Source organism: Solemya elarraichensis gill symbiont (assembly GCF_002021095.1).
GTDB lineage: Bacteria > Pseudomonadota > Gammaproteobacteria > Chromatiales > Chromatiaceae.
This window is the reverse complement of sequence record NZ_MPRK01000036.1, coordinates 1-11,119: the sequence shown is the minus strand read 5'-3', so window position 1 is coordinate 11,119 and position 11,119 is coordinate 1. Positions and strand designations below refer to the sequence as shown.

The window sequence follows — 11,119 nt, the reverse complement described above, 5'->3', positions numbered from 1 at the left end:
CAGGGCGTCCGGGGCAATAAAGGCTGTCGAAGATCGAGTGTAAAAGGGCGACTTGGATGTCCCGTTTTACATCACGAGATCAAAGACACGCTTGTCCTCCATGTCTATTCAAGAAAAGAGAAACTGCCCTGGCACAGGGTTATCAACAGGGAAGGAAAAATTTCGTTAAAACCTTTCCGGGGATACGAGGAGCAAAAACTGCTACTGGAGACTGAGGACGTTGAATTTGGGATAGGAGATAGAATTGACCTTGAAGATTATCTGTGGGATGAAGATGTTTCGAAGTAAAGGCTGTTTTCTGTTTCAGAGTTTTCTTGCCATCCAAAAGATTTCATGAATTATGATCAAGGGTGTTAGCTTTTCATTAATTGCCTCGGTTTTGTTTGGCGTTATGTACTACTACGCCACTCTTCTGGCCCCTCTTACTGGCGAACAGATATTTGGCTGGCGCATGCTGCTTACTGTTCCCATAATGACCGGTTTTATGTTGGCATGGGGGCAATGGAATCAGATTCGTGACGTTGCCCGGCGCCTCCTCAATGAAGCCCGTTTGTGGGTCATCCTTCCCTTGTCATCAGCATTACTGGGAGTCCAGCTTTGGCTCTTTATGTGGGCGCCACTCCATAACATGGCCCTGGATGCTTCAATTGGATACTTTCTTTTGCCAATGACAATGCTGGTAGCAGGACGACTAATCTATAAGGACAAGTTGTCAGGACTGCAGAAAATAGCTGCTCTATGCGCACTCTTTGGAGTCTCCCATGAGTTGTATCGAGTTGGAGTTTTTTCCTGGGCATCCTTACTGGTGGCATTAGGATACCCGCTCTATTTTATTTTACGCCGTAAAGAGAAATTAGACTGCCTGGGTGGGTTGTGGTTTGATTTGGCGCTTACCTTACCCGTTGCTTTATGGTTTGCTATAAGGGAGATAGATTCACTGCCGTTACTATTTACGGAACGCCCAACGCTCTATATCCTTATCCCGATACTTGGCTTGATAAGCTCCCTTGCACTTGCATCGTATATAGCTGCAAGTCGCCTCCTGAATTTAAGTCTTTTTGGGCTTTTGGGGTATGTCGAGCCAGTGTTGCTGGCGATAGTGGCATTACTGCTTGGGGAGCACATTGGTTCTGACCAATGGCTGACATATATTCCTATCTGGCTAGCTGTTGGGTTGCTTGCTGTAGCGGGAATTAGGAAGCTGCATGAATTAAGAGAAACTGTTTATAGAGATAATTGAATCTCCCCTATCGACCAGAAAAGTGGCATCTTATGATCGAAGACAATGGGGGACAGGCCACGTTTTTCATCCATCATCGGATAATTGGGTTCAGTATAATAATGTCCACGCCATTCATAACCGTGTGGATAACTTTGTTTTTACTCTGACCCCAAATATCTGATCATGCCCGGGAGCATCGTGACCTGAATCGCATGCTAGGTATTGGTGTATTCGATAATGACTTGCTGGGTGTCAGGCGCGCCATTCTCCACCACCTTATTGTTTCATTAGACTATAATGCAACTTAGCAAGAGAAAGGCGTGGAGAAGAGGATATGCACAATCTGGATGCAAAGATACTTGTCGTGGATGACGATATTATCAGCCTGTCTATCGTGCTGGAGCATCTGAAATTTCTCGGACTGGAAGGGATTGGTGTAAATAGCGGCGTAGAAGCACTGGAACTCTTGAAGGAGGACCACTATGCAATGATTCTGACAGATATCAACATGCCCATGATGGATGGTTGTGAAATGGTCAGAAATATTCGTGAGGAAGAATCTGAGAAAGGGGAACACAAACCGATTCTCGCCATAACATCCTATACCATGCCTGATGACATTGAGCTGTATCATGAAAGCGGCATAGATGGACACTTGGCCAAGCCGATCAGTATGGAAGATATTGATGAAGCCATAAAGTTGTGGCTTTACAAATAATGGAGCAAAGAGACACGCAGAAAGACGCAATAAATCTCGTCTCTATTCTAACACCACGTTGCTTCTTACTTTCATCTCGGACGACCAGAGGTTAACGCCTGCAACCAGCTGCTGGAAGAAATGAAATCACAGATAGAAGCACTAGATGATTCGGTATCTGGCTTCAATATCGGCATCAACGCAGGAGAAGATGCTGGTCAAACCATCTTTCACCGCCATATCCACCTGATTCCGAGACGCAAAGGCGATGTCGATGAAGCACGTGGTGGTGTCAGGCACACGATCCCCGGCAAGGGCGTGTATTGACCGCGAACATGCACCTATTGGCACGAGATCACCTGCTGTTGTAGTGCGATACATTGGTGTGATACATTCTCGGTTACTGAATTAAATAACCCATTGATTCAATTAGTTACGAGAACGTGGTGCCAAGTCCTCTTCTCGGCACCATACATCAAAAACCCTTTAGTGATTGATCACTGAAGGGGTTTTTTCATTGTGACGAGTATGGTTCAGTCCAGGCTATCCTCTATCCAGCCGCAGAAGCCGTGCAGCCATCACTCCCTGACTGAAGATTTCTCGACGATATTTCTCATTTCAGTATGCACATTATTAATGTCTTCGTGACCAATCAGCTCCGATAGCTTTTCAGTTGATGCACGCTGCCTGTTTGAAAGCAGAATTGCCATCTCATGGACAAGTTTATATGCGACCAGTTTTTTCTCTTTGATCAACTGATCAAAGACTTCACTGGTAATTCGCAGGAGAACGGAGTCCACCGATGCTTGCACAGTAGCGGATCGAGGCAACTTATCCAGGATCGACATCTCTCCAAAACAGTCTTGCGATTCAATCGTGGTGATTTTTTGGCCGTTTTTCAAGACATCAACCGCGCCCTTGTAGACGACATACCACGCATCACCGGGATCACCCTCATTGAAGACTGTATCTCCCTTCAAAAAGGCAACCTTTTCGACAAGATGGATGATCTCTTGTAACTCTTCCGGTTGTAGTTTCTCAAAGAAAGGTGTTCCCAGCAGGAATATCATCACCGGCTCTAGTGGAAAATCTTTACTCATGTTCTTACTCCAAGTTTAATTCTGAGGTTTTATTATTTGAGTCTTGGAAAGCGATATCAGCTAAAACAGTATCAATTTATGCAACAGAACGAAAGTAGTGATTCGAAATGATCATACTGCAGCTTTGTGCACTTCTTCGAGATGCCTGATTCGGATAGATGCCGGTGGATGCGAATCATAAAAGGCCGAATGCAGAGCATCAGGCGTCAAGGTACTGGCATTCTCCCTGTAGAGCGTAATGAGTCCAGTGATGAGATGCCTGCTTCCGGATTGATCTGCAGCAAATGCATCGGCTTCAAACTCATGCCTGCGTGAAACCCAGGAGAATATCGGGCTCAGAAAGTAGGTAAATGCAGGGCTTATAAGCACAAATAGAATCAGGGCCATATAGGTCGACGGCTGCTCTACACCCAGGCCGGTATAAAACCATGTATTTTTCATTATCCATGCAAGAACTGCAAAACCGGTGAATGACATGGCGGTAGAGAGAATGATGCCCTTGATGACGTGTCGTTTTTTGTAGTGGCCCAGTTCATGTGCCAGTACAGCCTCTACCTGTTCTGCTGACAGCTGTTTCAATAGCGTATCGTAGAAGACGATTCTCTTGTTTTTACCAAAACCGGTGAAATAGGCATTCCCGTGGCCTGAACGCCTGGATCCATCCATCACGTAGACGCCGTTGGATTTAAATCCGGTTTTGGACAGTAGTGACTTCACTCGTTCGGCTACTTCTCCCTCTTCAAGCGGTTCAAAGCGGTTAAACAGTGGTGCTAAAAATTGCGGGAATATCCAGGCAAGAAAAAGTGAGACACCTGTCAAAGTAGCCCATGCTGCGATCCACCAGTAATCGCCCAGTGTCTGCATCACCCACAACACCGTCATGATAAGAGGTACTCCAATCAGCAGAGAGAGCATTAAACCCTTGAGGCGATCCAGCCAGAAAGTCCCCATGGTTGACTTGTTGAAGCCAAAACGTTTTTCAATGACGAAGGTGCGATACAAGGCAGAAGGAATATCCACGATTGATATAAAAAGCGATACTGCAACAATCACCAACGTCCCTGTGACAAGTTGCGTGTAGCCCAGCGCAGATAGATAACTGTTTGCCCAATCCAGCCCGCCACCCAGTGTCAGTAGAAGCAACAGGACCAGCCCGGTAAAGAGCTCAACTCTCCCGAAGCGTAACTTGGTCACCGTGTAATCAGCCGCTTTCTGGTGCTGTTCGATTGAAATCATCTCGCTAAATGCTTCAGGCACCCTGGAGCGATGCGCAGCAACATGGCCCTGTTGCCGGCGGGACAACCACAACTGGGTGGCCGATGTCAGGAACAGGAAAAAAAGAAAAAGCAGGGAAAATTCATTCATGAGCAGGAAAAACAATCAGATTTCAATCGAATAGGAAATTATACCACCTCGATCCCCGTTTCGTTTTGATTATTAAAAATCCTGTTCTCTTGCAGGGAATTTACTCTTTTGAGACATGTGGACGCAGAAATACAGACACGACTTCCCGATTTTGCTCTCTTTGCCATGGCTAAAGGGTAAGTTTAGGCATAGTCCCGCTGATGACCATATCTTTGGATTGTTTCGCTTGCTCATTAAAGAAAGTTGCCAACGGGCCCACATGCCCATGGCGCTGAGCATATTCCAAGGTCACATAATACAGCGCCTTTGAGTACTGGCTTATCATCGGTGGCATCAGCCCCGCCTGCAAGCACTGCCAAAGCATGATCAGTCGGCCCACACGCCCGTTGCCATCACCGAATGGATGGATTAATTCAAAATAAGCGTGGGATTTAGCAATCTCCATCATATCCTTTGGATCCCTGCTCTTAATGGCCCAGTATTCGATTTCCTCGTCGATGTCTTCCGGATCTGTGAGCACCAGGTCCGTATCCGGAAGCACTCTGATTTTCGTGGAGTAGAAACCAGCATCATCACGGACCCCGGACATCAGTTCGACATGCCATTGACGGACCATGGCACTAGTGACATCATCCGGCTCGTTGCGAAACCGATTTATAGTCCGCCATGTAGTATGGTAAATATTGGCAATCTCCAGGACACTCTTGACCTGGGTAGCGGCTGGCACCACCTCTTCTCTGATCACTTGGTTGAACTCCTTTTCTTGTGTGCCTGTCTCGATCTCCAAGGAACCAAAACTCAACTGCTCTACCAGCTTTTTGTTGATGTGAGGCTGATCAAAGACATCCTCTGGCAGAGGCACTTGCTCGCCCTCGGCCCAGTCTGCTGGCATAGATGGCAACATGATTTCCCGGCAATACAGATAATCCACCTTGTCCCGGTTCTTCTGAGATATCCGCTCGGGACCATCACGCCAGTTGACCAAGGTCATGCGTGACACACCAATATCGGCCGCCAGTGCGACTGAAGTCTTGTAGTGCCCGGAGAGAGCCTCAAGTTTTTCCTTGTAGCTAATATTTTGATACACAAGCAAACCCCATCAATAACTTTACAGAAATATTAGATCATTCACTCAATAATGTAAAGTATGATGATTATTTTTCTATTTACTTTACACTCGAATGACGCTTTAGTTTTATATGGCAGAAATTATGTAAAGCTTGATGCTTAATATTCATTTTACTTTACGTCTTGCCGGGCTGTTTGATAACTAAGATGTAAGGAACGACTCCCCGATTATTGAGAAGGTTGAATCCTGTTCAAGTAATGCGAAACTAATCGCATGAACTTCATCAACAGCTACGCTCGCCTTCCAGAGCACTTTTACGCCAAAATCCAGGCATCCAACGCACCGGAGCCAGAACTGATTGCCTGGAACGAGGAACTGGCCAACCACCTTGGTCTGAACGAACTCGATGCCGACGAAACCATGTTGGCTCGTATATTCAGTGGAAATGAGCCGTTACCGGGTGGAAAAACCATTGCATTGGCATACGCCGGTCACCAGTTTGGCCATTTTGTGCCTCAGCTTGGTGATGGACGAGCTGCCCTGATAGGTGAAATTGTCAGCCCCGTGGATGGAGGCCGTTACGATATTCAACTCAAGGGATCAGGACAAACGCCCTTCTCCCGCAATGGCGACGGCAAATCATCGCTGGGACCGGTTATCCGCGAATATCTGCTCAGCGAGGCCATGTACAAGCTGGGAGTACCAACCACACGGGCACTCGCAGCCGTCAGCACGGGCGAAGACGTGGTTCGCGAATCACGCGAACCTGGCGGCATTCTGACCCGTGTAGCATCCAGCCATATCCGTGTCGGCACCTTTCAATACTTTGCCTCAAGAGATGATAAAGCTGCATTGAAGGAGCTAACCAACTACGCCATCGCACGGCATTACCCTGATGCCGCATCGGTCGAACAACCTGTGTTGGCATTTTTCTCGGCAGTGGTTGAAAAGCAGGCCAAGCTGGTTGCTCACTGGATGGCACTGGGATTTATTCACGGCGTCATGAATACTGACAACTCGGCCATCTCCGGTGAAACGCTGGATTACGGTCCTTGTGCCTTCATGGATGAGTTCCATATCAACAAGGTCTTCAGCTCCATCGATCAACAAGGCCGCTACGCATTTGGCCAGCAGGCCAATATGGCGCAATGGAACCTGACACGACTGGCAGAGTGCCTGTTGATGCTCGACGGCGAACAGCAGGACTACGAGTCGTTACTGGATCTGTTCCTGCCAGCGTTCGAAGAGCACTACTTTACCTTGATGAGTAAAAAACTTGGTCTCACCAACCTCATTGATGATGACATTGAACTGATCACCGCCTGGCTGCAGCATCTGCAGGATAACCAACTCGATTACAGCCTGAGCTTCCGCCAACTCCCCTCCTGCCTGGACAACTCCGAACCCGGCACATTTGGTGAGTTTGAAGCCCGCTGGCTTCAGCGTATTGATAAACAAGCAGGTGGGCGTGAGGAGGCTGGCCGTCTCATGAAATCGAGCAATCCTGTTGTCATTCCGCGCAACCACCAGGTTGAACGGGCAATTGAGGCTGTCTTTGAGGATGATTTCAGCGTATTCAATGAGCTGCGGCAGGTGCTTGCTGAGCCATTCACCAAACAGCCAGGATTGGAACACTATTCAAATCCTCCTCAATCACACGAACGGGTGATGAGAACCTTTTGCGGGACCTGATATGTGACCGTGAAACCTGTTTATAACAACCGGGCTTTTAATCGAGCCCGGAATTGACCTCCACACGACGCCAATTGTCTCCCTCTCGAAACACCTCATAACGGCACCAGCGGGCAAATTCCGTACAGGTAGCAGATCCGTTGGATGGTGCTCCCTCCCCTTCAACGATACGGTAAATGATGCCGTCTTCATGCCCTGCTTCACCTGGCGAGATGTCGATGATACGCCTGATCGACCAGGCGTCTCCCGGTTTACCATGACTGTAGTAATGACCTGACATCAGATCATCAGGAGATAATCGCCTGTTCTGCCGACTGCGTGTTGCCAGTTCAGAAATGCGCAGCAGGTCATTTTCACTGACATCAATATAGGAGTTGATCTCACTCAGTGCATAGACGAAGTCCTCATGTGAAATCGCCTCGTAGGATTCTGTTGAAAGTTGCTCTTGTTTCACGGCAAAACGCTGGTAGAGCCAGGTTGGATAACGGCGCCACTCGAAAAGAGATTGAACAGAATCGCAGTTGCACGAATTGCCAGCGTATTGGCAAGAACCGGCGTCAGCGCGAACTGGTACCCGAGCGCTTCAATTTCACTGCCGCCAATTACGGCAACGAGCGCTGTTGCCCCTCCCGGTGGGTGAATGCAGCGCAGGTAATGCATCGCGCCAACTGCAAGCGCTACAGCCAGTGGTGCAGCGAGCAGGTCGGAGGGAATCACCAGTGAACAAGTGACTCCAATCAGCGCTGAAAAGAGATGACCGCCCAGTACAGACCAGGGCTGTGACAATGCGCCGTGTGGAACCGCAAACAGCAAAACTGCCGAGGCGCCCATTGAGGCAATAACCAGGTAGGAGCCTGCATCGCCAAGAAAATAACGACTTGTCAGTACAACTGCTGCAATACCAAGAAAGGCACCCACGGCGGAGACAATCCGCTCCCTGTGGCTAACCTCACGCCACTCTATGCCGAAAATATCGAATAGCATTTTCATTCGGATGAAACTCAACGCACCACGGTCACCGAACAGGGTGCATGCCGTACAACTCTCGAAGCGTTGTGACCAATCAGGTAATCCTTTATGCCATCATGGCCTGATGAGACAACAATCACGTCTGCATTAATCTCTTTTGCCATTTCGATAATCTCATCATAGACAGTGCCCTCTGCGACGATACTTCCATACTGAATATCGTCAGGGAGATGATCTTTCTCGAACGCCTCTAGTGCCGCCATGGCCTTTTCCTCCAGCTCCTTCTTGTAGTCCTCGGGAAAATACTGATCAACAATTGCCATACCATAATCGGGTATCACATTAAGCAGATGCAAGGTGCCGCCTGATGACCGGACATATGCGATTGCCACCGGCAATGCCTTTTTCCATGACGACTCATGATTCAGATCAACTGCAAGTAAAACCTCTTTGAACATTGTTGCCCCCTATGCAGAAGAAGAAAGTCTGCGACGTTGTATAACAATAATCATAAACAACAACACAACTGCAGGAATGAAGAATAACTCCTTTGGCGTGCGTTCGGCAGCTATCTCGATACGTTTTACGGTAACTGGTTCATCAGCGTAAAAATCGAACTGCAGCAGAGTCTTCGACCGTGCCGTATTTAACATTGGCTCATCCAGCAGAGCCTTATCCTCTTGTACATCGACCATCAGACCTGCAGCTGACATAAGACGCTCTTCACCAGTGCCGCTCTCACCCAGTGGTGCATAAAGCGTCAACTGCTTGATTTTACCATTTCGGCTGTCAGGTCCCTCAACCACCATGCGCAGCTGATCATCTGCCGGTGCGGCTTGTGCATGTTGCAGAATCTCAACTCCAGGTCTGTATTCATACGGCGATGAAACCTGGTCGAGCCAGAAACCGGGGCGAAACATGGTAAAGGCAACCAACAACAAAACCAGTGTCTCCCACCACCTGTTGCGCACGAACATGAAGCCCTGTGTTGCAGAGGCAAATGCCATCATCGCAACCAGGGCGACAAGGAAAACAAACACCGCTTGAACCGGGCCGACATTGATCAGCAATAGATCCGTATTGAAAATAAACAGAAAAGGCAGAATGGCAGTACGAATATCATAGGTAAAACCCTGGATACCGGTACGAATAGGATCTCCGCCGGATATTGCCGAGGCAGCGAAAGCAGCAAGTCCTACCGGCGGCGTATCGTCGGCAAGAATGCCAAAATAGAAGACGAACATATGAACTGCAATCAGCGGAACGATCAGCCCTGACTGAGCGCCGACAGAGATAATCACAGGCGCCATCAGGCTCGACACCACGATGTAGTTAGCCGTGGTCGGCAGACCCATACCAAGTATCAGGCTCAGTACTGCGACCAGAAACAGCATCAGCATCAGGTTGCCGCCGGAGAGAAACTCGACAAATTCGCCCATGATCTGGTGCGCACCGGTCAGTGATATTGTGCCCACAATAATGCCCGCTGCACCAGTGGCCACGGCAATGCCAATCATGTTACGTGCACCAGCAACCATGCCATCGATCAGCTGTGACCAGCCACGCTTAATGCCATCAGAAATGCTCCCCTGCTTACGCATAAGAGACTTGAGGCTGTGTTGGGTCAGGGCGATAAAAATCATTCCCATGGTTGCCCAGAATGCAGAGAGCCCGGGTGAAAAGCGTTCAATCATCAGGCACCAGACAAGCACGATGATTGGCAACAGGTAATAGAGCCCTGTCCTTACCGTCGGACGCAGTTCCGGTTTGACAAGCATTGGACGGCTGAGGTCATCCAGATCGAGATCGGGTATTCCTGCTGCATATTTTGCCAATACGACGTAACCGGTGAGAAAGAGTCCCATGGCAATGTATATGGTTGCATCACCAAACATTCCCTTGGTCCAGCCGAGGCCATAGTAGAGCGCAGCTGCAAGCCCGGAAACAACAATAAAACCCAACAGAACATTGGCGAGACGGGAGATCAGCGTGCCCGGCTGTGACCCCCTTGGCAAACCTTCAAGGCCCAGTTTCATTGCCTCAAGGTGAACGATGTAAAGCAGAGCAATATAGGAGACTAGTGCGGGCAGGAATGCGTGTCGAATCACCTCAAGATAACTGACACCGACATACTCAATCATGAGGAATGCCGCCGCCCCCATAACCGGCGGTGTGAGCTGACCATTTGTGCTGGACGCCACCTCGACAGCACCCGCCTTCTCCGGCGGAAAGCCGGTCCGCTTCATCAGTGGGATTGTAAAAGTACCTGTTGTTACCGTGTTGGCAATCGAGGAGCCTGAGATCATTCCGGTCATGGCCGATGAGAGTACCGACGCCTTGGCCGGTCCGCCCCTGAAGTGACCAAGCATGGCAACAGCCGTTTTGATAAACCAGGCACCGGCGCCTGCTTTCTCAAGTATCGAACCAAACAGGACGAACAGGAAAATCATCGATGCAGACACACCCAGGGCGACACCGAAAACACCTTCTGTCTGCATCCAGTAATGGCCCAGCGCCTTTGATAGTGAGGCGCCCTTCCACTGGATCACTTCCGGTAGCCAGCTGTAGTGACCGAAAAAGACATACAGCATGAATACCGAAGCAACCACTACCAGGGGCAAGCCGAGAGCACGATAGACAGAAATCAGCAGTACCGTGATACCAACCGCAGAAATTACCAGGTCAGTCGACGTCCAGAGACCGGGGCGCAGGGATATCTCACCCTTGAAGACCGGCAGGTAAAGACAGACTGCAACACCGACTAAAGCCAGCACACAGTCATACCAGGGAATTCTGTCGCGCGGAGAATGGCTGAACAGTGGGAACGCGATAGCGGCAAGGAACATTGCAAAGGCAAGATGAATTGCGCGGGTCTCATCCGAGTTGAATGTCAGGTTGACACCCAGGACAGTGGTCAGCCAGAAAGGCGCCGTGGAAGCGACATAAATCTGAAACAACGACCAGGCAAGCGGGACAAGTATCAGCAGTTTGCCTGCCATACCAAC

11 protein-coding genes and 1 pseudogene are annotated in these 11,119 nt (G+C 49.1%); 5 read left to right on the top strand and 7 right to left on the bottom strand.

Annotation, left to right across the window (positions count from 1 at the left end):
• From BOW51_RS03215 to BOW51_RS03200, 4 genes and pseudogenes are all read left to right on the top strand, one after another.
• A partial coding sequence (locus tag BOW51_RS03215; RefSeq protein ID WP_174564725.1) for an MGMT family protein occupies positions 1–288 on the top strand: 288 nt, incomplete at its 5' end.
• 52 nt (positions 289–340) lie between these two features.
• The gene (rarD, locus tag BOW51_RS03210; protein WP_078476409.1) at positions 341–1,240 is read left to right on the top strand and encodes an EamA family transporter RarD; all 900 of its coding nucleotides are present in this window, start codon (positions 341–343) and stop codon (positions 1,238–1,240) included.
• A 316-nt stretch (positions 1,241–1,556) separates the two neighbouring features.
• A complete protein-coding gene (locus tag BOW51_RS03205) occupies positions 1,557–1,940 on the top strand; it encodes a response regulator (RefSeq protein WP_078476408.1) in 384 nt (127 codons plus the stop codon).
• 81 nt (positions 1,941–2,021) lie between these two features.
• Positions 2,022–2,246, top strand: a pseudogene (locus BOW51_RS03200) (HIT domain-containing protein); the annotation flags it as partial.
• Between the two features lie 251 nt (positions 2,247–2,497).
• On the opposite strand, the gene BOW51_RS03195 reads toward BOW51_RS03200, so the two are convergent.
• From BOW51_RS03195 to BOW51_RS03185, 3 genes are all read right to left on the bottom strand, one after another.
• Positions 2,498–3,019: a cyclic nucleotide-binding domain-containing protein gene (locus tag BOW51_RS03195; protein WP_078476406.1), complete on the bottom strand. Its 522-nt coding sequence runs from the start codon at positions 3,017–3,019 to the stop codon at positions 2,498–2,500.
• A gap of 111 nt (positions 3,020–3,130) precedes the next feature.
• Complete coding sequence (locus BOW51_RS03190) at positions 3,131–4,384, bottom strand: M48 family metallopeptidase (RefSeq protein ID WP_078476411.1); 1,254 nt, start codon at positions 4,382–4,384, stop codon at positions 3,131–3,133.
• Positions 4,385–4,553: 169 nt separating this feature from the next.
• Complete coding sequence (locus BOW51_RS03185; protein WP_135568023.1) at positions 4,554–5,471, bottom strand: Fic family protein; 918 nt, start codon at positions 5,469–5,471, stop codon at positions 4,554–4,556.
• A 255-nt stretch (positions 5,472–5,726) separates the two neighbouring features.
• Here BOW51_RS03185 and BOW51_RS03180 point away from each other — a divergent pair, with 255 nt between their 5' ends.
• A complete protein-coding gene (locus BOW51_RS03180; RefSeq protein ID WP_078476404.1) occupies positions 5,727–7,145 on the top strand; it encodes a protein adenylyltransferase SelO in 1,419 nt (472 codons plus the stop codon).
• A gap of 37 nt (positions 7,146–7,182) precedes the next feature.
• Here BOW51_RS03180 and BOW51_RS11575 read toward each other — a convergent pair whose 3' ends face one another.
• From BOW51_RS11575 to BOW51_RS03165, 4 genes are all read right to left on the bottom strand, one after another.
• A complete protein-coding gene (locus BOW51_RS11575) occupies positions 7,183–7,599 on the bottom strand; it encodes a hypothetical protein (RefSeq protein ID WP_245828423.1) in 417 nt (138 codons plus the stop codon).
• Positions 7,596–8,135: an HPP family protein gene (locus BOW51_RS11570; protein ID WP_245828421.1), complete on the bottom strand. Its 540-nt coding sequence runs from the start codon at positions 8,133–8,135 to the stop codon at positions 7,596–7,598. The genes BOW51_RS11575 and BOW51_RS11570 overlap by 4 nt, the downstream gene beginning before the upstream one ends.
• 11 nt (positions 8,136–8,146) lie before the next feature.
• Entirely contained in the window at positions 8,147–8,572 is a 426-nt protein-coding gene (locus tag BOW51_RS03170; RefSeq protein ID WP_078476403.1) for a universal stress protein, read from the bottom strand.
• Between the two features lie 9 nt (positions 8,573–8,581).
• A partial coding sequence (locus BOW51_RS03165) for a TRAP transporter permease (protein ID WP_135568022.1) occupies positions 8,582–11,119 on the bottom strand: 2,538 nt, incomplete at its 5' end.

What these genes read in the sequence shown, in the direction of transcription:
- rarD (WP_078476409.1), top strand. Translation starts at nt 341, where the DNA reads ATGATCAAGGGTGTTAGCTTTTCATTAATTGCCTCGGTTTTGTTTGGC.
- BOW51_RS03205 (WP_078476408.1), top strand. Translation starts at nt 1,557, where the DNA reads ATGCACAATCTGGATGCAAAGATACTTGTCGTGGATGACGATATTATC.
- BOW51_RS03195 (WP_078476406.1), bottom strand. Translation starts at nt 3,019, where the DNA reads ATGAGTAAAGATTTTCCACTAGAGCCGGTGATGATATTCCTGCTGGGA.
- BOW51_RS03190 (WP_078476411.1), bottom strand. Translation starts at nt 4,384, where the DNA reads ATGAATGAATTTTCCCTGCTTTTTCTTTTTTTCCTGTTCCTGACATCG.
- BOW51_RS03180 (WP_078476404.1), top strand. Translation starts at nt 5,727, where the DNA reads ATGAACTTCATCAACAGCTACGCTCGCCTTCCAGAGCACTTTTACGCC.
- BOW51_RS11570 (WP_245828421.1), bottom strand. Translation starts at nt 8,135, where the DNA reads ATGAAAATGCTATTCGATATTTTCGGCATAGAGTGGCGTGAGGTTAGC.
- BOW51_RS03170 (WP_078476403.1), bottom strand. Translation starts at nt 8,572, where the DNA reads ATGTTCAAAGAGGTTTTACTTGCAGTTGATCTGAATCATGAGTCGTCA.